Source organism: Bradyrhizobium iriomotense (genome assembly GCF_030160715.1).
Lineage (GTDB): Bacteria > Pseudomonadota > Alphaproteobacteria > Rhizobiales > Xanthobacteraceae > Bradyrhizobium > Bradyrhizobium iriomotense.
The window spans coordinates 108,714-132,237 of sequence record NZ_BSOW01000019.1 but is presented as its reverse complement, the minus strand read 5'-3'; the positions used below and the strand labels follow the sequence as shown (position 1 = coordinate 132,237).

Sequence of the window (23,524 nt, the reverse complement as noted above, 5' to 3'; positions counted from 1 at the left end):
TAATCTCATCGCGCTTTAGAACGGCAGCCCAACGTAATTCTCCGCGAGCAGACGCTGCGCTGTCTCTGACGAGAGCAAATATTCCAGCTCGGTCTGCTGGAGCCTATCCTCGTAATCGATCCGGTCGGGGAAACGATGCAGCATCATCGTCATCCACCAGGAGAAGCGCTGCGCCTTCCAGATCCGCGCGAGCGCCTTGGCCGAATAGCCCTCAAGGCCGGAATCGTCGCCCTTCTGATAATGGGCGAGCATCGCATGATAGAGATAGTAGATGTCGGAGGCTGCGCTGTTGAGCCCGCGCGCGCCGGTCGGCGGCACGATGTGGGCGGCATCGCCCGCGAGAAACAGGCGGCCATAGCTCATCGGCTCGGCGACGAAGCTGCGCAGGGGCGCGATGCTTTTCTCGATCGATGGTCCGGTGATCAGGTGCGCGGCGACCTCGTCCGGCAAACGGCGCTTCAGCTCGGCCCAGAACGCCCCGTCCGGCCAGTCCGCCACCCTGTCGGTCAGCGGCACCTGGATGTAGTAGCGACTAAGCACTTGCGAGCGCAAAGAACACAGCGCAAAGCCGCGCTCGTGCTTCGCATAGATCAATTCCGGCGAGACCGGCTTGGTGCGGGACAGGACGCCGAGCCAGCCGAACGGGTAGACCTTCTCGTATTCGCGCAGCACGTCCTTCGGGATCGACTTGCGGCTGACGCCGTGGAAACCGTCGGCGCCGACGATGTAGTCGCAGTCGACGCGGATGGTCTCCCCGTTCGCACGATAGGTCACGAACGGCTTGTCCGACTTCAGATCGTGCAGCGTGACGTCCTCGGCATTGTGCACGATCTTGCCGTCGAGACGGTCGCGTGCCTCGTAGAGATCGCGCGTCAGCTCGGTCTGGCCATAGACCAGGACCGAATTGCCACCGGAATATTTGTGCAGGTCGATATGCGAGAGCACGCCGTCATGGGCGATCTCGAACCCCTTGTGGATCTCGCCTTCACGGTCCATCCGCTCGCCGCATTGCGCCTCGCGCATCAGCTTGGCAAAGCCGTGCTCCAGCACGCCGGCACGGATTCGGGCGAGCACATGATCGCGGCTGTATTTCTCCAGCACGACCGTGTCGATACCCTTCAGGTGCAGGAGCTGGGACAGCAGCAGTCCCGACGGGCCGCCGCCGATGATACAGACCTGAACTTTCATTTTCCCGTCCTCCCTTTTGCGAGTTTTTCGCAGATTTCGTGCGGCAAACGGATGGAGGGATTGGCCTTTGTCTTGTACAATTCGAACATGCCCCCTGCCCCCTCGACATCGACCATCAAGGTCTACAATTTGTTCGGCGAATCCGGCGATCTGCCCGACGTCGTGCATTGCGAGACCATAGCCTCCCGCTCGGTGCTGCATGATTGGACGCTGGCCGTGCACCGCCACGCGCGGCTGCACCAGGTGCTGTTGATCGAGCGCGGCGGTGGCGAAGCGACGCTCGACGGGCGCGTGGTGCCGCTCAAGCCGATGCAGATCGTCAACGTGCCGGTCGGCCACGTCCACGGCTTCCGCTTCATCCCGGGCACGCAGGGTTGGGTGCTGACGATCGCAGCCGAAATTCTCGACGAGGCACTGCTCGCCTCGGAAGGCCTGCGCGGCGCACTGTCGCAATCGGCCGTGGTGCGCGGGACACCGCAGATCCGCGCCACCATGAAGCAGATCTTTGCCGAGCACGCAGGCCGCGGCTTCGGCCGCGCGCATGTGCTGCGAGCGCTGTCGGCGGCTGTGATCGGCCTCGTGGCACGCGAACTCGCCGGCAAGAGCGGCGGCAGCGGCTCAGCAGACTCCGACCTCTTCCGCCGGTTCGAAGCGCTGCTCGAGGCACACCATCTCGAACGCTGGAGCGTTGCCGACTATGCCGAGGTGCTGTCGGTAACGCCGACCCATCTCAACCGGATCACGCGCACCGCCACCGGAGACACCGCGTCGCATCTGATCCTCAACCGGCTGATCCGCGAGGCGCGGCGCAACCTCGTCTACACTAACCTGCCTGTATCGACGATCGCCTACGCGCTCGGCTTCGAGGATCCCGCCTATTTCAGCCGGGTCTACGCCGCCGCGACCGGACTTTCGCCGCGCGCCTTTCGCGCGCAGCTCCATGGCGATGAATGATGATCTCTACGTGGGGGGCGACCGGACGACCTGATTGTCGTTATGTCGCGTGCGGATTGACGACGGTATAGCCTCGCAATGACCGCGCGTGAATGCGCGTTGAGCGACCGCCTGAATTGGCGTCGTACGCCATCCACATGTCGCCCTGCAGGTGTTGCTCCAGGACAAAGACGTGTCCGCGTCGGGCCGCAACCATTCCCGGTGCGGGCGATGTCCGCGGGAAGCGCAGCCAATTGGACGCAAGGTTCAATTCCGGGACGATCCGGCCGAAGACGTGCAGGGCCGCGCCGCAACCACAGAAATTCCGCGGGCAACCGGACGGACGACTACCGACGATCTGGGTGCCGGAAACGTTCACCTCGGTCACGGCGGCTGGAGCGCCAGCGACCGCTCCTCGCATCACGAGGTGCGTTCGTCGCGTATCCAGCGAAACTCTCTCACGGCGAACTTGAGAATATGAGAAATCGCACGGCATCGTCACATTGCATTCCGATGCCGGATTGGTGCGGGAAGGACGTGCTTCCGAAGCGGTCGACCAGATCGCGACAAGCAGAGACGCAACAAGAACAGGCTTAAACATGCAGGACTCCATACTGTCCTGCCCCGGTGCTTAAGGGCCAATACCAGTTTGGCGAAATTTGGTCTGAACAAAGGCCGACGATCGTCTGCAGCGTATTCGAAGACGTCGTTCATCCGGGGGCTGGGTCAACCAGCCCCATTCATTTTGCAGTGAATTCCGGCGGAGCTTCGCGCGGCACGATGATGCGGAATGTCGTTCCCCCGCCGGGCTCCGTCTCCAGGTTGATCCGGCCGCCCAGACGGCTGGTCACGATGTTGTGGACGATGTGCAATCCGAGACCGGTGCTGCCCTGGTCACGCCTTGTTGTGAAGAACGGATCGAACGCCTGGCGCCTGACGTCGGCGGTCATGCCGCAGCCGTCATCCGAAAACAGCACCTCGACCTTGTCCTTGCCGAGCGCCTGCGCCGCGATATGAACCGATCCGCGCACGCCGTCCGGAAAGGCATGCACTGCGGAGTTGATCACGAGGTTGGTGAGCACCTGCCCGTAAGGCCCGGCGTAGCTGTTCATTGCAAGATTTGGCTCGCATTCGACCCTGACCAAGAGATTTTCGCTTCGCAGGCCCGAGCGCAGTCCCTTGACGACCTGCTCGGTGACCTCGCCGAGATCGAAGCGTCTGCGATCCGACACGTTGCGATCGGCCGCGACCTGCTTGAACGACTGGATCAGGTCGACGGCGTGATTGAGGTTGATGATGATCTGTGATGCGGCCTCGCGGCTGGCTCCGATGAATTCGGTCAGGGTCGACCGGCGCAGACCGCCGCTCGCGACATCGACCTCAAATCGATTGGCCTTGTTGACGAATGCAGAGGCGACCGTCAGGCTGGTCCCGACCGGCGTGTTGATCTCGTGCGCGACGCCCGCCACCAACCGCCCGAGCGCGGCGAGCTTCTCGGTTTGCAACAGGCCGTCCTGGGTGGCGCGCAATTCTTCCAGCGATTGCGACAGTTGCCGCGTGCGTTCCTGCACCTCGGTCAGCAGTCGCGTATTCTCGATCGCGATGACCGCCTGATCGGCGAAGGTTTTCAGCAGCTCGACCTGCACCTTTGGGAATAGTTGCGGTTCGAGCCGCATGACGGCGATCGCACCGATCGCGACCTCGTCGCGCATCATGGGCACGACGAGGATGCTGCGATAGCCCGACGTTCGCTGCAATTCGCTGTATCCGCCCGAGACCAGCACGTCCGGCTCGTGCACGAGGCGGCGCTCGCGAACGGCGACCGAGATCAGGTTTCCGCTCGAAAGCGGCGCCGGATAGGCTTTGCGGACCGCCGCCACCGATTCCGGCGAGAACTGATCGTAGGCAACGAGGTGAACGCGCTCGCCATCGCTTCGGTAGACGGCGCTGAGAACGCTCTGGCAGAGTCGCGCCGCGTTCCTGACGATCCTGTCGAATACCGGCGCCAGATCCGTCGGCGCATCCGAGATCAGGCTCAGGACCTCGGCCGTGGCGGCCTGGCGTTCCCGGGCCTCCTGAAGTTCGAGAGCGAGTTGCGCGACTTTTGCTTTCGCGCCTGCGGAAGCGGACGCGCGCGCCGGCTTTGGCGCGCTGCCGCGCGTTCGCGCCTTCGCCGCAACGCTGCGCGATTTGGTCGGCCCGCCGCCTGCACGAGAGCGCTGCTTCATGACCCTTCCCTGGCCCCGGTTGAGCCATGCTACCGGCTTCAGCCGACCGCGGGAATGGGCGATCGGTGTGGGCTTTTCGCAAAAAATCCGGCCTCGTCGTCGGACGAGGCCGGATTCTCGGGAGGCGGCGAAGGGCGTCAGACGTCGAAGAACACGGTTTCCTCGGGCCCCTGCAGATTGATCGTGAAGGCGTACACGACCTTGCCGGCGCGCTCGCTGCGCTTGGCGATCAGGGTCGACCGCCGCACCGGCTGCTCGATCAGATTGAGCACGGGATCGGCGGCATTGGCGGCCTCTTCATCCGAGAAATAGAGCCGCGTGTTGAGCCCGATATTGATGCCGCGGGCGACGATCCAGACATTGATGTGCGGGGCACATTTGCGCCCCGCTTTATCGGTGACCGCGCCCGGCTTGATGGTCTCGAAGGTGATCAACCCGCTGTCGAAATCCGAACCCGCGCGACCCCAGCCGCGAAAGTCCTCGTCCAATGCGCCCGCGGAGCGGTCGGCCGGATGGTTGTAGCGGCCGGCTGCGTTGGCCTGCCAGATCTCCAGCAGCACGTCACGTAGCGGCGTGCCCGAACCGTCGAGCACGCGGCCCTCGAGCGTGATGCGCTCGCCCTTGGTGTTAGGCGTGACCAGCACGTTGGAAAAATTCTTCTCGAAGATGTCGAACCCGGCCATGCCCGGAATCAGGCCAATATGGACGTAGGGCCCGGCGGTTTGCGACGCGGTTTCCTTGAGATAATCGAGCTTCTGCACCATGGCTCAGTTTCCTTCCGGGCGATTTTCGAAATAGGTGGAACGCTGGCCGCGCAGCACGACGTCGAAGCGGTAGGTGAGCGAGTCGAGCGGCACGCTGGCATTGAGGTCGAGCGCCGCGACGAGACGGTCGAGCGCGTCCTTGTCCGGGATCGTCGTGAGGATCGGGCAGACCGGGATCAAGGGATCGCCCTCGAAATACATCTGCGTGATCAGCCGCTGCGCAAAGCCCGAGCCGAACACCGAGAAGTGGATGTGGGCCGGCCGCCAGCTATTGACGAAGTTGCGCCAGGGATAGGGGCCAGGCTTGATGGTGCGGAAGTAATAATAGCCGGTGTCGTCGGTCAGCGCGCGGCCGCAGCCGCCGAAATTCGGATCGATCGGCGCGAGATAGGTGTCCTTCCGGTGCCGGTAGCGGCCGCCGGCATTGGCCTGCCAGACCTCGACCAGCGTGTTCGGCACGCCGCGCCCGGTTTCGTCCATCACGCGGCCATGCACGATGATGCGCTCGCCGACGGGATCGCCGTCCTTGGCGTAGTTGCGGATCAGATCGTTATCGAGCGACCCGAGGTCGTTGTGACCGAACACGGGCCCTGTGATCTCCGAGACCGAGTTCTCCAGCGAGAGCAGCGACTGCCGCGGCGAGCGCAGCACCGAGGATTTATAGCCGGGCGCGTACGCCGGCGGATGGATCGAACGGTCGCGCTGGAAGAAGCCGCCGTCGCCAAGCGGCGACGTGAACGGTTCTGGGCGGTTGAGGCGGGCGGCGTCCTGCGCGGCTGCGATGCGAGCGGCCTGGGCGGTCATCTGGCGTTGTCTCCCTTTGGCGCCCGGTCGGGCGCGCGGCTTATGGGGAGAGCATGGGCCGGCCTATTCTCAAAATAAATAGATGAATTATAATGTATTACATGAAGGAAATCGATCATTTGGCCCTCGACGGCCATTCGCTGTCGCTGTTTCTCGCAGTCCTCGAGGAAGGCTCGGTGACGGCGGCCGCGACGCGGCTCGGCCTCACCCAATCCGCGGTCAGCCACGGGCTGAAGAAGCTGCGGCGCATCGCCGGCGATCCCCTGTTCGCCAAATCCGGCCGCGGCATCGTCGCCACCGCACATGCCCAGGCGCTCGCCGCCAAGGCGCGCGCGCTGATCGACGAGATGCGGAGCTTTGCCGGTGGCCTCACCTTCGAACCGAACGCCGCGCAACTCTCGCTGACGATCGCCGCCAATGATTTCCAGCGCGATCTGTTGCTGCCGCGCTTCTTCGGCCATGTCGCAGCCCAGGTGAAGAGCCTGAATCTGCGCGTGATCCCCTCGCAATCGCCCTCGCCTGCCATGCTGCGCGAGAACCGTTGCGACCTCCTGATCAGCCCGCTGCCGCCGTCCGGCATCGACATCGTGCAGAAGCGCCTGCTGCGAGATCACTACGTCTGCTACTACGACCGAACGGCGCGGTCGGCGCCGACGACGCGCAATGCCTATCTCGCCGCGCGCCACGTCACCGTGGTCTATACCGATAACGAGCGGCTCGACTTCGACCGCAGGCTTGCGGCAAACGGCTTCCACCGCGACATCGCGATATCCGTGCCGAGCTTCTCCGGCGTACCGACCTTCCTGCGCGGCTCCGATATGCTGGCGAGCATGCCGAGTCTGCTGGCAGGCGGCCTGATGCGCGACTTCGCGCATGTGCACATTCCGCTCGCCTCGCGCGCAAGGACGCTTGCCGAGCTGCCGATGTTCATGGTCTGGCACCAGCGCTACCAGAAGGACCCGGCCCATCGCTGGATCCGCAGCCAGCTCGAGGCGGTCGCGGCGACCGCCGCGAGGGCATGAACAGGGGGCGCCCTGCCCCCCCGGCAAACCCACTGGTTGCGCCGCATCCGCCACGCTAGAATTCGGCCATGACCGTGACCGATATTGCGAGCCGAACCTATAACCACAGCTGGCGGCTGGACCCGATCGTCCGCAGCCTGCTCGACACCGATTTCTACAAGCTGTTGATGTTACAGATGATTCGGGAATTCTACCCGGATCAGAGGGTGACGTTTTCGGTCATCAACCGCTCGCGCCATGTGCGCCTCGCCGAGATCATCGATGAGGGTGAGCTGCGCGCCCAGCTCGACCACGCCCGCACCATCCGTTTCACCAAGAAGGAGCTGATCTGGCTTGCCGGTAACACGTTCTACGGCAAGACCCACATGTTCTCGGCCGACTTCATCCGCTGGCTCGCCGAATTCCGCTTGCCCGAATACGAGCTGCGCAAGGTCGAGGGCCAGTACGAGTTGCACTTTCACGGGCCCTGGACCCACACCACGATGTGGGAGATCCCGGCACTTGCGATCCTCAACGAGCTGCGCTCGCGTTCGGCGATCAAGGGCCGCGGCCGCTTCGAGCTCGACGTGCTCTATGCCCGCGCCAAGGCCAAGCTGTGGACCAAGGTGGAGCGGCTGCGCCAGCTCGAGAATCTGCGCCTGTCGGATTTCGGCACGCGTCGCCGGCACGGCTTCCTCTGGCAGCGCTGGTGCGTCGAGGCCGTGAAGGAAGGGCTCGGGCAATCCTTCATCGGCACGTCCAACGTCCTGCTCGCGATGGACAACGACCTCGAGGCGATCGGCACCAATGCACACGAGCTACCGATGGTGGCGGCCGCACTCGCCAAGGACGACGAGGAGTTGCGCTGGGCGCCCTATCGCATTCTCGACCAGTGGCGCCAGACCTATGGCGGCAACCTATTGATCGCGCTTCCCGACGCGTTCGGCACCAAAGCCTTCCTGCGCGATGCGCCGGAATGGGTCGCCGACTGGACCGGCTTCCGGCCCGACAGCGCGCCGCCGATCCAGGCCGGCGAAGAGATCATCAAATGGTGGGAGAAGAAGGGCCGCAATCCCAAGGACAAGCTGCTCGTCTTTTCCGATGCGATGGATGTCGGCTCGATCGAGGAGACCTATCATCACTTCTCGGGTCGGGTACGCCTCTCCTTCGGCTGGGGCACCAACCTCACCAATGATTTCGTCGGCTGCCCACCGGACGGCTCGGTCAATCTCGATCCGATTTCGCTTGTCTGCAAGGTGTCGTCGGTCGACGGACAGCCGGCCGTAAAGCTCTCCGACAATCCGGAGAAGGCGACCGGCATGCCGTCCGAGATCGAACGTTACTTGCGTGTATTCGGCGACGCCGGCCGCGTGCGCAAAGCTGTGCTGGTCTGACGCCTCGCGGAACTCCGAGAGCTTTCAATCGGGTAAATTGGCGCCTGGGGAATCCGCGACGTGCGCCAACATGTTGCCGGCGAGTTCCGGCCGCGCGGTATTTTGTCGATCTACCACCGCAGGTTTCACAGCGCATTTACCGTCATCCGTGTTCCCCGGACATTTTCAGGTCGAGTTAAGGCCCGAGGCGCCTACTCTGCGTTGTAAGCGGGACGCTCCGCTTGGGACGGCGACGCATTGGGGAACGCAGAGTGTTGCGCAGAGCCGCAGCTTCGATGAAGGGGCGCAGCTTCCTTCACATGATCAGGCTGGTCTCGCCGTTCGTCGCGGTGGTGCTGCTGCAAGCGGCAGTCGCAGGCGTCAGCCTCGAGGTCATGTCGTCGGTCCGCGCCTATGTCGCCGGCGAAGCGATGTGGTCACGCTCCCAGAAGAACGCTGTCTATTTCCTCAATCTCTACCTGCATTCGGGCGACCCGGAGCTGTTCCGGCAATATCAAGCCTCGCTTGCCGTTCCCATCGGCGATGAATTTGGACGATGGGAGCTCGAGCGCGACCCCGTCGACACCGAGGCCGCCCGCATTGGTTTCCTCCAGGGCGGCAACCATCCGGACGACATCCCCGGAATGATCTGGCTGTTCCGCCATTTCAGCGGCGTCAGCTTCTTCAAGGCCGCGATCCAGGAATGGACCGCCACCGATCCCATGCTGCTGGAGCTCAGCGTGTTCGGCGAGGCGATCGAGTCGGAGTTGAAGAACGGCACTCCGCCGGACGACGCCCGGCTGCAGGTGCTGTCGTCGCGCCTGTCGGAGCTGAACCGGCAGTTCACCGCGCACGCCATCCGCTTCTCCACCGTGCTCGGCGAAGGCTCACGCACGATCAAGCTGATCCTGACATTCGTGAACATCACGACCGCTGCGATCCTGATCCTGCTCCTGGTGTGGCACACGCGTCGCCTGGTGCTGCAACGACAATCCTTCGAGGACGCGCTGCGCGCCGAGAAGGAACGTCTGGCCTGGCAGGCCTCGCACGACTGGCTGACCGGCCTTGCCAACCGGCGCGCATTCGAGGCCTTCCTGAAGCGCGAGCTGCGCCGGCTTGGCAGCAGCGACGCACCGCTGGCGCTGTTCCTGCTCGATCTCGACCAGTTCAAGGTTGTCAACGACACGTGCGGCCATCCCGCCGGTGACCGCCTGCTGCGCGATATCGCAAACCTGCTGCAACGACAGGGCAGCGTCTCCGACGTCGTGGCGCGTCTCGGCGGTGACGAGTTCGGACTGATCGTGCGCGGCCGCACCTCGTTCGAGGCCGCCGAGTTCGCCGAGCAGCTCCGGGTTGCGATCGAACGGTTCTCCTTCACCTGGGGCGAACGGACCTTTGCCGTGACCGCGAGCATCGGCCTTGCCTGCATCTCCAGCGCGCAGATTGACGTCGAGGAAGCGTTACGGCAGGCTGACGTCGCCTGCTACGGCGCGAAGGAGAAGGGACGAAACCGCGTGCAGCTCTATCATTCGCGCGACGTCGCGCTTTTGCAGCGCGTCGACGAGATGACCTGGGTGCACCGGATCCAGGAGGCGCTCGAGAACGACCGCTTCTGCCTCTACGCCCAGGAGATCGCGCCGCTGCGGGAGAAGAATCCCGCCGGCCGCCATGTCGAATTGCTGCTGCGCCTGAAGGACCCTTCGGGACGGATCATCCCGCCGAGCGAGTTCATTCCCGCCGCGGAGCGCTACGGGCTGATGACGCTGATCGACCGCTGGGTGGTGCGCGATGCCTTCCGGCGCCTCGCGGAGAGCCTACGCCGGCCGCAGCCGGCCGCGATCGCGACCTGCTCCATCAATCTCTGCGGCCAGACCTTTGCCGACGAAGGTTTTGTCGAATTCGTCCAGGAGCAGCTCCGCGCCAACCGCATCCCCGTGGATATCATCTGCTTCGAGATCACCGAGACCAAGGCGATCTCGAACCTGGACTGGGCAAGCCACTTCATCTCCGCGCTGCGGCGTACCGGCTGCCGGCTTGCGCTGGACGATTTCGGCAGCGGCATGTCGTCCTTCGGCTATCTGAAGAAGCTGCCGATCGACTATCTCAAGATCGACGGCGGCTTCGTCAGGGACATCCTGACCGACCGCGTCGACCGCGCGATGGTCGAGATGATCGATCGCGTCGGGAAGATCATGGGCATCCGCACCATTGCCGAATTCGTCGAGACCGCCCCGATTCTGGAGGCCGTGCGCAGCATCGGCATCGACTATGCGCAAGGCTACGCGATCGGGACCCCGCGGCCGTTCGATGCGGCATTCTTCGAGATCGCACCCGCCGAGCCGCGACGGCGCGAGGTGGCGTGAGCAAGGCTAGCTCGCGCTGCGCCGTTCCTGCGCGTAGCGCACCAGGGCCGTGAAGCGGTAGATGCCGTGCACGAACTTGCCGTAAGGCATGGTGATGAACAGCGCGAACACCGCGCCGAGATGCAGCGCGAGCAGTGGGCCCATTGCGGCGGTCTCGCGCAGGATCAGTAGCACAAGACCGGTGATGCCGGTCAGGAATAGCATGGCGATGAAGCCGACATCCATGCCGTAGTGGCCCTCATCGCGCAGCTCGCTATCTCGCTGCATCCTGGCGGCGAACAGACCGACCGGTCCGGCGACGAGGCCGATGCCGCCAAGCGTGCCGAGCACGACCGGCAGGTCCCACCACGGATACGGCGCCTCACGTCCGAGCAGATAGTGATAGAGCGTGCCGACGCATGTCGCGGCAAAGCACAGCAGGAAGCCGTAGAAGGTGAGGTGATGGTAGAGCTTGCGCCGGTCGGTCGGCCGGTCGTCCTCATTGTAGCAGCCGACTCCGCCGCCATGGAGATAGCGGAGCTCGCCGGCATCGCGGATCGCCTGAAAGATCGAGCCGCCGTCTGCGCGGCCGCCGATCGGCGCACCGATGTCGCGCCAGAATGCGCGAACGCTCATCACCAGCGCCAGGATCGCGTAAAGGAACGCGGCACCGAATAATGCCGCCATCGCGTTGTGCGGCATCAGCTTGTAGAAGGCACCGGGGCCGGCGTGAACGCCGAACAGAACGTCACGGTCGTGCGCGGCCACAAAGCCGATGATGAACGCGGCCATGCTGAGCGCAGCCATGAGGCTGATGACGAGACCGTTGCGTGCGAACACGCCGGACAGGGCCCGCGGCCAGGCATAGGCCGCATAGGACTCCGCGCGCGCAACGGCGAGCGTCTTCGGGACGTTGACGTTGAACTCGTGCGGCGGCGAAAACTGGCAATCGACGTAGCAGGCGCCGCAGGCGTGACAGAGATTGGCGAGATAGTTGAGGTCACCGTCTGAAAATGCGCGGCGCATCTCCATCGCGGGGAACACCGCGCACAGGCCCTCGCAGTAGCGGCAGGAATTGCAGACCGTCATCAGACGGTCGGCTTCGTCAAGAATCCTAGTTCCGTGCATGCTTCGCTGCTTCCCGTCCTGCGATCCGCCCGAACACGCTGCCGATGGTCATGCCCATGCCGGCGGCATAGCCCTTGCCAAGCACATTGCCGGCCATGATCTCGCCGGCCGCGAACATGTTGGCCGATGGCTTGCCATCCTTCATCAGCATGCGTGCTTCCTTGGTGACGCGCGTGCCGAGATAGGTGAAGGTGATGCCGGGACGTACCGGATAGGCAAGATAAGGTGGCGTCTCGATCCGCCGCGCCCAATGCGTCTTCGGCGGCGTGATGCCCTCGGTGCGGCAATCGTCGAGAATGGTGTGGTCGAACGTGCCGGGCTGCACCGCGGCGTTGAAATCGGTGACGGTCTTTTCCAGCGCGACCGGATCGAGATCGAGCTTGCCGGCGAGTTCGACAACCGTCTGCCCCGCAATCGGCGGAAACAGCGTCGGCATGAAACTCGTGACGACGGTCGAGTCGAAGATGATGTAGGCGATCTGGTCCGGTTGCGCCGCGACCAGCCGGCCCCAGATCGCGTAACGCTTCGGCCAGATATCCTCGCCCTCATCATAGAAGCGCTGCGCGTGCTTGTTGACGACGATGCCGAACACGACGGAGTCGTGCCGTGTGATGATGCCGCCGTCGAATTTCGGCGCCCGCGCATCGATCGCGACCGCATGGCACTGGGTGGGATCGCCGACCTCCTGCACGCCCTTGGCAAGCAGCATCTTCAGGATGGAACCGCGGTTATAGGGGGTACCGCGGATCAGGAAATTGTCGGCGGCCTCGCCCCAATATTCCCTGAGCCATTCGATGTTGGCCTCGAAGCCGCCGGCGGCGGCGACCAGCGAGGTCGCGCGGATCTCGTCTGCGCCATCGATCGGCCGCTTGAGACGCGCGGCCAGAAACATGCCGTCCTCGATGACGAGATCGGTGACCTCGGCATCGTAGTGGATCTCCACGCCGAGCCGCTCGGCGGTGAGATACAGCGCATTGAGCATCGCCCGGCCACCGCCGAGGAAGAAGGAGTTGGTACGCCCAAGACTCAGCGTGCCGCCGAGCGAGGGTTGCCAGCGCACGCCCTGCTCCACGATCCAGTTCAGGATATCCTTGGACTCCCGGATCATGTGGCGCGCCAGCTCCTCGTCGGTCTGTCCGCCCGTAACCAGCAGCAGGTCCTTCCAGAACTCCTCTTCGGTGTATGGGCCGGTCAGGATCTCGGTCGCGGCGTCATGCGCGCAGCGCATGTTGCGGGTGTGGCGCGTATTGCCGCCGCGATAGAATTTCGGCGCGCCTTCCAGCACGACGACCGAGGCGCCGCCGCGCCGCGCGGCGATTGCCGCGCAGAGCGCCGCATTGCCGCCGCCGATCACCAGCACGTCGTATTTCTTGCTCATCGCGCCTGCCAGGTCCCCGGAGCTGGAACCATTCCATGTTTTCCTGACGCTAGCGCCATTGCGCACATTTGTATACAAAGATATACAAGATTGGCGCAACGCTCCGCTGTGCATGGCAACTGTGCGCCGGGATCGGAGGGACCATGGCCAGGCGCCCCGCAAAAACAAGCGGATCGATCGATCGCGGTTCCGGCGTAGCGCTGGGCGAAGCCGTGTTCCGCTCGCTGTGCGAGGCCCTCCAGGCTGGCAGCTACCGCGCCGGCGACCGCTTGCGGGAGGAGGAAGTCGCGCAACGGCTGAACGTCAGCCGCACGCCGGTTCGCGAGGCACTAGGGCGACTCGCCGCGCGCGGCTTCGTGCAACCGGCCGCGGGCCGCGGGGTCATCGTCCGCAATCTCGACATTTCCGAGGTCCTCGAGCTCTACGCCATGCGCGAGATCCTGGAAGGCGCGGCGGCCCGGCTCGCCGCCGAGCACGCCTCCCGCCTCGAGATCGACGCGATGACGGATATCGAGCAGGCCTTTACCGAACACTCCGGCGACGCTGCAGAGATGGCGAGGCTCAACCGCACCTTCCACGAGGCGATCTGCCGCGCCGCACGCAACCGCTATCTCGACAACGCCTCGAAGGAGCTTCAGGACTGGATCGCGCTGCTCGGCCCGACCACGTTCTCCGTCACCCACCGGCCTGAGACCAGCCACAGGGAACATCAAGCCATCATCAGCGCCATTGCCGCCCGCGACGGCGACAAGGCCGAAAAACTGGCGCGCGCTCACATTCGTGAGGCGCTGCGATGCAGGCTGAAGCTCTTGCAGAAGCAATAGCGAGACGTCGCCGGACGATCGATCACGAAACCTTGTGGGAATGGGATCGCGGCCACCGAGATCTCGGGGATGAACGGCGAGCTATCGGAGCCTGCCGCACCCCCTGCAAGGAGAACTCCCATGACTGTCCGCAAGATGCGCCCCGCTATCCTGGCACTGACGGCGCTCGCGGTCGGCACAGTTGCATTTGCCGCCGTTCCCGTTGCGGCAATGGCCCGCCCGATTGCCGGCGCGCGAACTACTCCAACGCGGCCAGCCGCACATGCCTATCGGACCCGCGAGCTGCCAGTGCCGCACATTCGGGCGCCGCAACCGTCCGACCATCCCGATGGGACGTTCCCGTTCATATGGCTCGGATGATGACGGTAGAGGTGCCGGTCTTATCCCCGCCTTCGGCGAACTAAGCTTCCAGCATGCGGGTGATAAGCCAATAGCACCCGAGAACGCTGATCGCGAACGATAACCCATAGACCAGCGGCGCCGCCCGCGTTGGTTTATCGCTATCCGTTGCGATCAGCCGGTCGAGCGCGATCAGGATGGGGAGCACGATCGCGACGATCGCGACCTGCCCGATCTCGACGCCGACGTTGAAGGCGGCCAGCGCCGGCACGACGGCGTCCGAGGGCAGGCCGATCTCCTGAAGCGCGCTGGCAAAGCCAAATCCGTGGACCAGCCCGAAGGCAAAGGCCACCTGCCACCGCCGCCCGATATCGCGGGAAAGGAAATTTTCCAGAGCAACGAACACGATCGAGGCCGCGATCGTGGGCTCCACGATCCGGCTCGGGATGATCACGACGCCGAGCGCCGCGAGCGACAGCGTGATCGAATGCGCGATCGTGAACGCGGTCACGATCTTGATCACGGGAATGAACCGGCGCGCCCAAAGCATCACTGCGATCAGGAAGGCGATGTGGTCGTAGCCGAGAAAGATGTGCTCGATGCCGGTGACGAGATAGCGGCCCATGGTCGACGAGATCGGCGGCGCGGGCGCCGACAGGGTGATGGTCGTGTTGCCGTCATCGAGCAGCACTTGGGCTTCACGGCCCCCTTGCGCGATCAGCACAACCTGACGCGCGCCGGGATCCTTCTCCGTCAGCACCGTCGAGCGATAGACGATGTCGCCGGCGACATCGGCGCAGGAATAGGTGCTGCGAAAGATGATGCCATCGTCGTCTGCGATGACCGCGGGAGCGATGGCCGGGCATGCCGTTCCATCGGCGCCTGCGACCGCAAGGTGCCCGGCCAGGTAGGCGAGGATCGCTGCTGATGAAGCAGCGACGGCCGCGGGATCAACGTCATCCGCCCTCGGATCGTAGACCTTCGTGCCGACCAGCCTGTCGACATCGCTGCCCTTGAGGGCCACTTCGATCACGACCGAGCGGTCCCTGGCCAGGGCCACGCGCGCGGTGGAGAGATTGGCCTGGTGAGCCGAGACAGGAGCACCACCGCCGAGGACGATCGCGATCGTCACCGCACCGCGCCATCGCCTGATGAACCCGCTCCGGCCGTCTGCCATTCGGCACCCCCTCAAGACCGCGGCGAGCCGGCCGCCGGTCAGGCTAGCACATCCGCGGCCGTGGCCTTCAAGACGTCACGCACATCGCGCGGACTGAGCCGCACCTGCAAGCCGCGCTGGCCGCCATTGACATAGACGAGGTCGTGCGCGAGCGCGCCCTCGTCGATGATGGTCTTCACCGCGCGCCGCTGCCCGAACGGGCTGATGCCGCCGACCTTGAAGCCGGTGACGCGCTCGGCTTCGGGCGGTTTCATCATCTGCGCCGATTTGCCGCCGGCGGCGGCCGCAAGCTTCTTCATCGAGACTTCCCGGTCGGAAGGAACGACGACGCAAACCGGCTTGCCGTCGACGAGCGCCATCAGCGTCTTCAACACCCGCGCCGGATCCTCGCCGAGCGCGGCAGCAGCCTGAAGCCCGATGCTCTCGGCATCGGGATCATAGTCATAGGCGTGGACGGTGAAGGATATGCCGGCGGCGGCGAGCGCGCGTGTGGCGGGGGTCACTTTGGACATGCGCCATCATCTAGCACCGTCATTGCGAGGAGCGAAGCAACGAAGCAATCCAGTCTGCCCGCCGCGGAAGCATACGGTTTGGGCACGCATATCCGCCACACACACTCAGCCGTCGTCCCGGCGAAGGCCGGGACCCGTAACCACAGGGAGTGGTTTGGCGAAGATTTGTAGTCCGGTACTGCGACTATCAGCAATCGATGGATTCCGCGGTATGGGTCCCGGCCTTCGCCGGGACGACACCGGGGATTTGGCTGCACGGAGCCGCTAACTACCGCCGAGCCTTACTCCGCCGCGTCGCGCATCTCGACGCGGTCGGCGCGCGCGGCGCAGAACTTGAACTCGGGGATCTTGCCGAAGGGATCGAGCGCCGGGTTGGTGAGGAGGTTGGCGGCCGCTTCCGCGTAACAGAACGGCATGAACACCATGTTCTCCGGCACGTCGCGGTCGGAGCGGACCTTGACCTCGACCGCGCCGCGACGAGTCTCCAGGCGAATGAAGTCGCCGGGCGCAAGCTTCTTCTTGCGCATGTCCTTCGGCGACATGAAGGCCACCGCCTCCGGCTCGATCTGGTCGAGCACCTGCGCGCGGCGCGTCATCGAGCCGGTGTGCCAGTGCTCGAGCACGCGGCCGGTCGAAAGCACCATCGGATATTCGTCGTCCGGCAGCTCGTCCGGCGGAATCACCTTGGCCGGCACGATCTTGCCGCGGCCGCTCGCGGTCGGGAAGCCCGTGGTGAAGATGATCTCGTTGCCTGGCTTGTTCGGATCGTCGGCCGGATAGGTGACGGCGCCTTCGCGCACCAGCCGCTCCCAGCTGATGTTCTTCAGCGACGGCATCAGCTCCGCCATTTCGGTATAGACATCGCCGGGGCCCGAATAATTCCACGGCAGGCCCATCCGCCTACCGATCTCCTGGATGATCCAGAGATCCTGCCGCGCATCGCCCGGCGGCTTGATCACCTGGCGCGCGAGCTGCACGCGGCGATCGGTATTGGTGAAGGAGCCGTCCTTTTCCGCAAATGCTGAGGCCGGCAGGATGACGTCGGCATGGAACGCAGTCTCCGTGACGAAGAGATCCTGCACCACGAGATGATCGAGCATCGCGAGCGCTTCGCGCGCATGCTGGAGATCGGGATCGGACATCGCAGGGTTCTCGCCCTCGATATACATGCCCCTGATCTCGCCGGCATGGATCGCATTCATGATCTCGACCACGGTCAGGCCGCGCACGGGATCGAGATCCTGCTGCCACAGCTTCTCGAAATTGCCGCGCATGTCGTCGCGGCCGACCGGCTGATAGTCGGGCAGGAACATCGGGATCAGGCCGGCGTCGGAGGCGCCCTGCACATTGTTCTGGCCGCGCAGCGGATGCAGGCCGGTGCCGGGACGGCCGACCTGGCCCGTGATCAGAGCGAGCGCAATCAGGCAGCGCGCATTGTCGGTGCCGTGGACGTGCTGGCTGATGCCCATGCCCCAGAAGATGATCGAGGATTTTGCGCGCGCGTAGGTCCTGGCGACCTCACGCAGGGTCTGCGCCGGAATGCCGCAGATCGGCGCCATCTTCTCCGGCGTGAATTCCTTGATCTTCTCCTTCAGGTCCTCGAAGCCTTCGGTGTAACCGGCGATGTACTGGTCGTCGGTCAGGCCTTCGGTGATGATCGTGTTGATCATCGCGTTCAGCATCGCGACGTCGGAGCCGGGCTTGAACTGCAAGTGCCTGGTCGCGTGGCGCGACAGCGTCTGCCTGCGCGGGTCCATGACGAAGAGTTTTGCGCCATTCTGCTTGACCGCGTTCTTGATGAAGGTCGCGGCCACCGGGTGGTTCACGGTCGGATTGGCGCCGATCACCCAGATCACTTCTGCGTCCATCGCTGCGGAGAACGGCGCCGACACCGCGCCCGAGCTCAAGCCTTCGAACAGCGCTGCCACCGACGAGGCGTGGCACAGCCGCGTGCAGTGATCGACGTTGTTCGAACCAAAACCGGTGCGCACCAGCTTCTGGAACAGATACGCCTCTTCGTTCGAACCCTTGGCCGAGCCGAAGCCGGCCAGCGCCTTCACCCCCTTCTCATCGCGGATCTTGACCAGGCCCTTGGCCGCGATGTCGAGAGCTTCCTCCCACGACGCTTCGCGGAAATGGGTGAAGGGATTGGCCGGATCGACCTGGTCGTTGGCGTCCTTCTTCGCATTGGGCAGCCGCACCAGCGGCTTTGTCAGGCGATGCGGATGGTGGATGTAGTCGAAGCCGAAGCGGCCCTTGACGCAAAGGCGGTTGTGATTGGCGGGGCCGTCGCGACCCTCGGCATAGATCACCTTCTCGTCTTTGACCTCATAGGTCACCTGGCAGCCGACGCCGCAGAACGGGCAGAGCGAATCGACCTTCCTGTCGGCATAGGTGACGCGCGTCTGCTTCTCGTCGAGCATCACGGCCGGCATCAGGGCGCCGGTCGGGCAGGCCTGCACGCATTCGCCGCAGGCCACGCAGGTGGACTCGCCCATCGGATCGTCGAAGTCGAACACGATTTTCGAATCGTGATTGCGATAAGCCATGCCGATGACGTCGTTGACCTGCACCTCGCGGCAGGCGCGCACGCACAGGCCGCACTGGATGCAGGCATCGAGATTGACGCGCATCGCCGGATGGCTGGCGTCGGTTTCCCAGCGCTCGGCGGCGGGGAAGCGGCTCTCGGTGACGCCGGTGGTCTCGGCCCAGTGCCAGAACTTCGAGTCCGGATCGTGCGAGGTCTCGCGCGCCGGCTGATCGGCAACGAGCAGCTCCATCACCATCTTCTGCGCAGCAACCGCGCGGGCGCTCTTGGTCTTCACCTTCATGCCGACCGACGGGGTGCGCTTGCAGGAGGCGGCGAGCACGCGCTCGCCTTCGATCTCGACCATGCAGGCGCGGCAATTGCCGTCGGGCCGATAGTCTGGCGCCGGTGAATAGCAGAGGTGCGGAATGTCACGGCCCTGGCGCTTGGCCACCTGCCAGATGGTCTCGCCGGGACCCGCTTCAACCTGCTTGCCGTCGAGCTCGAACGTAATCCTGGTCATTCGGCCGCTTCCTTGAACTCGTCAGGGAAATACTTGATCACGGATGTGAGCGGATTCGATGCCGCCTGTCCGAGCCCGCAGATCGAGGCATCGCGCATCGCCTGGCTCAATTCGTCCAGCAGGGCACGGTTCCAGACCGGCTTCTGCATCAACAGCGCCGCCTTCTGGGTTCCGACACGGCACGGCGTGCACTGGCCGCAGCTCTCGTCCTCGAAGAACTTCATCAGGTTCAGCGCGGCTGCCTTCACGCTGTCCTTTTGCGACAGGATCACGATCGCGGCGGAGCCGATGAAGCAGCCGTATTTCTCCAGCGTGCCGAAATCGAGCGGGATATCATCCATGGACGCCGGCAGGATGCCGCCGGACGCGCCGCCCGGCAAATAGGCGTAGAACGTGTGGCCGTCGGCCATTCCGCCGCAATATTCGTCGATCAATTCGCGCACGGTGATGCCGGCGGGCGCGAGCTTCATGCCGGGATTCCTGACACGGCCCGAGACCGAGAAGCTGCGCAGGCCATGGCGCTCATGACGACCGTGGCTCTTCCACCAGTCGGCACCCTTCTCGACGATGTCGCGCACCCACCACAACGTCTCGATGTTGTTGATCAGCGTCGGCAAGCCGAACAGACCGACCTGGAACGGATAAGGCGGCTTGTGCCGCGGCAGTCCGCGCTTGCCCTCGAGGCTCTCGAGCAGCGATGATTCCTCGCCGCAGATATAAGCGCCGGCGCCGCGCCGCATGTGCAGCGTCGGGGCGCCCGGCGGCAGCTTTGCGATCTCGCGCTCCAGGATCTCGCGCGAGGCCGGATATTCGTCGCGGATGTAGATGTAGACGTCGGAAGCCTGCACGACATGCGCCCCGATCAGCATGCCCTCGATGAAGCGGTGCGGATCGGTTTCGAGATAGTAGCGATCCTTGAACGTGCCGGGCTCGCCCTCGTCGCCGTTGATCGCCATCAGCCGCGGACCGGGCTCCCCCAGCACCGCGCGCCATTTGCGCCCCGTGGGAAAGCCGGCGCCGCCAAGGCCGCGGAGCGAGGCATCATCGAGCGCCTTGAGCAGATCATCCTTCGGCAATTCGCCGGAGCTCAGGCGATTGAGAAGCTTGTAGCCGCCAGCGGCGACATAGGCGTCGTAGTCGATGTATTTTGGCAGATGCGCGTGGGTGTCGCCGGCCTTCGCGGTGGCCAGAACGTTGCCGACGGTGGCGTGATCGACGAAGTTGTGACCGACCTCGGCGGCGGGCGCCGTGTCGCAGCGGCCGACACAGGGCGCGCGCACCACGCGGATGCCCGGGCCGCTCGCGCTCTGGAGGTCCTCGAGCAGCTTCTCGCCGCCCATCATCGCGCAGGTCAAGGAATCGCAGACGCGGATGGTGAGCGGGGCGATGTCCGGCTCGCCCTCCTTCACGACGTCGAAATGCGCATAGAAGGTCGCGGTCTCGAACACCTCCGCGAAGGCGAGCTTCATCTCGTCGGCGAGCGCTGCCAGATGCGCGGCCGAGATCTGGTGAAACTTGTCCTGGATGAGGTGGAGATATTCGATGAGCAGGTCGCGCCGGCGCGGCCTGTCGGCGAGCAATTGCTCGATCTCGTGAGCGGCGGTCGGATCGACCTGCCGCCCCTTGGGCGTGGCCTTGGCTCGTTTCCGTCCCTCGCCCGGATGTTCGAACGAGCGGACCTGGTGCACGTCGTGGCTCATCGATGCGTCTCGTATCCCTTCTTTAGAACAACTCCAAGTCTAGCCATTGGTATACCAGATGCCAAGATAATTCTTATGTTCCAATAAGCATTTAAGGGGCATGCAGCCTGCCAAAGCTCCACGCCCCCTCACCCGATTCGAGCGGCCATGGCCTCAGGTCTTGCTCATGCACTCTTCGATGTAGAACCAGCGGTCGTCGCCCGTAAGGCCCTTCGATTTCACCTCGGCGCGGCATGCTTTCAGCTTCGGCTTGTTGGCCGCCCACTTGGCCTTCATGTCCTTGAGCTTCTGCATGGTGAGCTTGATCTTGCCCGGCTTGGCCTCGGTCGTCGCGGCCGGCGCTGTGGTGGCAGGTGCCGCCGCGGTTTGCGCGGACGCGGCATGAAGGTTTGCGGCCAGCAGCATGGCGGCAATACAGATACGGGTGCGAAGCATAAGAATCCCCCTAGATCCCATTCTTGACTTGAAAGACGAGCATCGCGGGATGTCGAGTGTTCAGCATCCCGCAATGATGTGGGTTTAAAGATCAGAAGATCTTCACCGCGCTTTCGAGCGTCTTGTAGACGCCGTAGGCCAGCGGAACCGCAACGAACAGCCAGAACAGCGCCGCCTTGCCGTCGAGGCCGCCCGTGCCGATCCCGAACGAGCCGGTCTGCCCGGTATTCGCGCCCGCGGTCGAGGCCTGGAGCTTCGCCACCTCCGCTTCGCTCATGTACCATTTCGGATCGACCGGCTTGACCAGATGGTTGCAGATCAGACCCGCGATCAGCATCGCGCAGAGAATGTACATGGTGGTGTTGTAGAGCTGGTCACGCGGCACGCCCGCCGCGAGCTGGAACTCGCGGATGTAGTTGACGACGACGGGACCGATGATGCCAGCAGTCGACCACGCCGTCAGCAGCCGTCCGTGGATGGCGCCGACGAACTGGGTCCCGAACATGTCGGCAAGATAGGCCGGCACGGTGGCGAAGCCGCCGCCATACATCGACAAGATGATGCCGAAGCCGAGCACGAAGAGCAGTTTTGAGCCCATCGCTGCAAAGGTCGGCGCCAGTGCGTAGAGCACGATGCCGAGGATGAAGAACGTATAGTAGGTGTTCTTGCGGCCCATATAGTCCGACAGCGAGGCCCAGAAGAAGCGACCGCCGATGTTGAACAGTGACAGCAGGCCTGCGAAGCCCGCGGCGATGCCGGCGATCTGCGCCTTTTGCGCGGCGTTTAACGCATTGAAGCCGACGTCCGGAAGGCCGATCAGCTTGCCGGCGAAGATCTCCTGGAGCATCGGCGAAGCCATGCCGATGACGCCGATGCCGGCCGACACGTTGAGGCACAGCACACCCCAGATCAGCCAGAACTGCGGCGTCTTGTGCGCGTTGTTGAGATGGACGTGATGCTCGGAGATCATCGTCTTCTTCTCGCTCGGCGGCGTCCAGCCCTCCGGCTTCCAGCCGGTCGGCGGCAGACGATAACGGAACGCGCCGATCATCATGAAGACGAGATAGATGATGCCCATGGTGAGGAAGGTTTCCCAGACGCCGACCGAGGTCGGAGTCTTGAAAAAGTCCATCAGCCAGTTGGCCAGCGGCGCGCCGATCATGGCGCCGCCGCCGAAGCCCATGATGGCCATGCCGGTCGCCATGCCGCGCCGGTCCGGGAACCATTTCACCAGCGTCGACACCGGCGAGATGTAGCCGAGCCCGAGGCCGATGCCGCCAATCACGCCGGAGCCGAGCCACATGATCCAGAGCTGGTGGAGATAGATGCCGATGGCGCCGAGCAGGAGGCCGCCGCACCAGCAGCAGGCCGCCACGAAGCCCGCCTTGCGCGGCCCGGCCCGCTCGAGCCAGCCGCCCCACATCGCCGCGGAGAGGCCGAGGACGACGAAGAACAGTGTGTACATCCACCCCAGGCTTGCGACCTTCCAGTCGCACGTCGTGGTGAAGAGCTCCTGCCACAACGAAATGTCCGGGCAGGCCTTCGGCGCAGTCAACCCGATCGCGCGGGAGAGCGGCAGCCAGAACACCGAGAAGCCGTAGGCCATGCCGATGCACAGATGGATGCAAAGTGCGGCCGGCGGCACCAGCCAGCGATTGAAGCCGGCCGTCGCGATCGTGCGCTCGCGATCGAGAATTCCCGCGCCAGCGCTCGAAAGTCTCCCAGCGCTTTCAACTGTAGCCATACAATCCTCCCCTGCAGCCGCCCTTCTGAGCGCCTGCTGCTGCGATCCCGTTCCTCAGCCCGCGCGCTCCAGCTTGCTGATTGCGCCGCAATTCACCATCGACATGCGCCGGGATCACGAAGCGCATACGAGATGTCTAACCCCTTTAAGGGAGGTCTTATGCCGGACGCCGATGGGCGATGTCCCTTGGCCCATCGAACCACGCGCATGAATGCGGATAGCACAAGTTGGGTGCCGATGCGGAGAGCCAATTACCGGCGCGGCAATGTCGATAGACGAAAGTAGAAATCCGCAATTTAAGAGTGCACCGCGTCATTTGACTCTTCTATCGGACCATTCGCCTTTTCTATCAAAAACACGATACGCGCGTCGTTGCGCTCGGTGATCTCCACCTTGTCGCCGGTCTCGCGGATCAGATTCGGAATGTCGATCACCGACAGGGGATCGGTGCAGTGGACTTCAAGCTGATCCCCTGCGCGCAAAGGCTTCAGCGCCTTGCGCGTCTTCAAGGCCGGCAACGGGCATTTCAGGCCGGTGAGATCGAGAGTCGTTCTGGTCATGGCGGCACCATGGCGAGGCGGGTCGGGAGCGTCAATGCACGACG

20 protein-coding genes are annotated in these 23,524 nt (G+C 64.2%); 6 read left to right on the top strand and 14 right to left on the bottom strand.

Annotated features, from left to right (window positions below):
- Positions 1–15: 15 nt before the first annotated feature.
- Positions 16–1,188: a 4-hydroxybenzoate 3-monooxygenase gene (gene pobA, locus QQL28_RS26230; protein WP_284270109.1), complete on the bottom strand. Its 1,173-nt coding sequence runs from the start codon at positions 1,186–1,188 to the stop codon at positions 16–18.
- Positions 1,189–1,239: 51 nt separating this feature from the next.
- Here pobA and QQL28_RS26225 point away from each other — a divergent pair, with 51 nt between their 5' ends.
- Positions 1,240–2,142 carry a helix-turn-helix domain-containing protein gene (locus QQL28_RS26225; protein WP_284270108.1) on the top strand — a complete coding sequence of 301 codons (903 nt, stop codon included), beginning with the start codon at positions 1,240–1,242 and terminating at the stop codon, positions 2,140–2,142.
- A gap of 40 nt (positions 2,143–2,182) precedes the next feature.
- On the opposite strand, the gene QQL28_RS26220 is transcribed toward QQL28_RS26225, so the two are convergent.
- From QQL28_RS26220 to pcaH, 4 genes are all read right to left on the bottom strand, one after another.
- Positions 2,183–2,722: a hypothetical protein gene (locus QQL28_RS26220; protein ID WP_284270106.1), complete on the bottom strand. Its 540-nt coding sequence runs from the start codon at positions 2,720–2,722 to the stop codon at positions 2,183–2,185.
- A 139-nt stretch (positions 2,723–2,861) separates the two neighbouring features.
- Complete coding sequence (locus tag QQL28_RS46190; RefSeq protein WP_431309642.1) at positions 2,862–4,349, bottom strand: GAF domain-containing sensor histidine kinase; 1,488 nt, start codon at positions 4,347–4,349, stop codon at positions 2,862–2,864.
- Between the two features lie 137 nt (positions 4,350–4,486).
- A complete protein-coding gene (gene pcaG / locus QQL28_RS26205) occupies positions 4,487–5,113 on the bottom strand; it encodes a protocatechuate 3,4-dioxygenase subunit alpha (protein ID WP_284270105.1) in 627 nt (208 codons plus the stop codon).
- Between the two features lie 3 nt (positions 5,114–5,116).
- A complete protein-coding gene (pcaH, locus tag QQL28_RS26200; protein WP_284270104.1) occupies positions 5,117–5,917 on the bottom strand; it encodes a protocatechuate 3,4-dioxygenase subunit beta in 801 nt (266 codons plus the stop codon).
- 92 nt (positions 5,918–6,009) lie between these two features.
- Here pcaH and QQL28_RS26195 point away from each other — a divergent pair, with 92 nt between their 5' ends.
- The 3 genes from QQL28_RS26195 to QQL28_RS26185 all read left to right on the top strand — a co-directional run bounded on the left by QQL28_RS26195 (position 6,010) and on the right by QQL28_RS26185 (position 10,654).
- Positions 6,010–6,939: a LysR family transcriptional regulator gene (locus QQL28_RS26195; RefSeq protein ID WP_284270102.1), complete on the top strand. Its 930-nt coding sequence runs from the start codon at positions 6,010–6,012 to the stop codon at positions 6,937–6,939.
- 68 nt (positions 6,940–7,007) lie between these two features.
- Complete coding sequence (gene pncB / locus QQL28_RS26190) at positions 7,008–8,312, top strand: nicotinate phosphoribosyltransferase (RefSeq protein ID WP_284270100.1); 1,305 nt, start codon at positions 7,008–7,010, stop codon at positions 8,310–8,312.
- 251 nt (positions 8,313–8,563) lie between these two features.
- Positions 8,564–10,654 (top strand): putative bifunctional diguanylate cyclase/phosphodiesterase, encoded by a 2,091-nt coding sequence (locus QQL28_RS26185; RefSeq protein ID WP_284270099.1) that lies wholly within the window; start codon positions 8,564–8,566, stop codon positions 10,652–10,654.
- A gap of 6 nt (positions 10,655–10,660) precedes the next feature.
- Here QQL28_RS26185 and tcuB read toward each other — a convergent pair whose 3' ends face one another.
- Positions 10,661–11,761: a tricarballylate utilization 4Fe-4S protein TcuB gene (gene tcuB, locus QQL28_RS26180; protein ID WP_284270098.1), complete on the bottom strand. Its 1,101-nt coding sequence runs from the start codon at positions 11,759–11,761 to the stop codon at positions 10,661–10,663.
- Positions 11,748–13,139, bottom strand: a complete 1,392-nt coding sequence (gene tcuA, locus QQL28_RS26175) for an FAD-dependent tricarballylate dehydrogenase TcuA (protein WP_284270097.1) — start codon at positions 13,137–13,139, stop codon at positions 11,748–11,750. Before tcuA ends, tcuB begins: the two co-directional genes overlap by 14 nt.
- A 143-nt stretch (positions 13,140–13,282) precedes the next feature.
- On the opposite strand from tcuA, the gene QQL28_RS26170 reads away from it, so the two are divergent.
- Together QQL28_RS26170 and QQL28_RS26165 are read left to right on the top strand one after the other, a co-directional pair.
- The gene (locus QQL28_RS26170; RefSeq protein ID WP_284270096.1) at positions 13,283–13,963 is read left to right on the top strand and encodes a GntR family transcriptional regulator; all 681 of its coding nucleotides are present in this window, start codon (positions 13,283–13,285) and stop codon (positions 13,961–13,963) included.
- Between the two features lie 120 nt (positions 13,964–14,083).
- Positions 14,084–14,323, top strand: coding sequence for a hypothetical protein (locus QQL28_RS26165; RefSeq protein ID WP_284270095.1), 240 nt, complete (start codon positions 14,084–14,086; stop codon positions 14,321–14,323).
- A 40-nt stretch (positions 14,324–14,363) separates the two neighbouring features.
- Here the strand turns inward: QQL28_RS26165 and QQL28_RS26160 are convergent, their stop codons facing one another.
- From QQL28_RS26160 to QQL28_RS26130, 7 genes are all read right to left on the bottom strand, one after another.
- On the bottom strand, positions 14,364–15,479 hold the full coding sequence (locus tag QQL28_RS26160; protein WP_284270094.1) for a HupE/UreJ family protein: 1,116 nt from the start codon (positions 15,477–15,479) through the stop codon (positions 14,364–14,366).
- 38 nt (positions 15,480–15,517) lie between these two features.
- On the bottom strand, positions 15,518–15,991 hold the full coding sequence (gene ybaK / locus QQL28_RS26155) for a Cys-tRNA(Pro) deacylase (RefSeq protein ID WP_284270093.1): 474 nt from the start codon (positions 15,989–15,991) through the stop codon (positions 15,518–15,520).
- A gap of 281 nt (positions 15,992–16,272) precedes the next feature.
- Positions 16,273–19,041, bottom strand: coding sequence for a formate dehydrogenase subunit alpha (gene fdhF, locus QQL28_RS26150; RefSeq protein ID WP_284270092.1), 2,769 nt, complete (start codon positions 19,039–19,041; stop codon positions 16,273–16,275).
- Positions 19,038–20,741 (bottom strand): NADH-ubiquinone oxidoreductase-F iron-sulfur binding region domain-containing protein, encoded by a 1,704-nt coding sequence (locus QQL28_RS26145; RefSeq protein WP_284270091.1) that lies wholly within the window; start codon positions 20,739–20,741, stop codon positions 19,038–19,040. Before QQL28_RS26145 ends, fdhF begins: the two co-directional genes overlap by 4 nt.
- Before the next feature lie 153 nt (positions 20,742–20,894).
- Entirely contained in the window at positions 20,895–21,176 is a 282-nt protein-coding gene (locus tag QQL28_RS26140; protein ID WP_284270090.1) for a hypothetical protein, read from the bottom strand.
- A gap of 91 nt (positions 21,177–21,267) precedes the next feature.
- Complete coding sequence (locus QQL28_RS26135) at positions 21,268–22,920, bottom strand: OFA family MFS transporter (protein ID WP_284270089.1); 1,653 nt, start codon at positions 22,918–22,920, stop codon at positions 21,268–21,270.
- Between the two features lie 296 nt (positions 22,921–23,216).
- The gene (locus tag QQL28_RS26130) at positions 23,217–23,480 is read right to left on the bottom strand and encodes a sulfurtransferase TusA family protein (protein ID WP_284270088.1); all 264 of its coding nucleotides are present in this window, start codon (positions 23,478–23,480) and stop codon (positions 23,217–23,219) included.
- Positions 23,481–23,524: the final 44 nt, after the last annotated feature.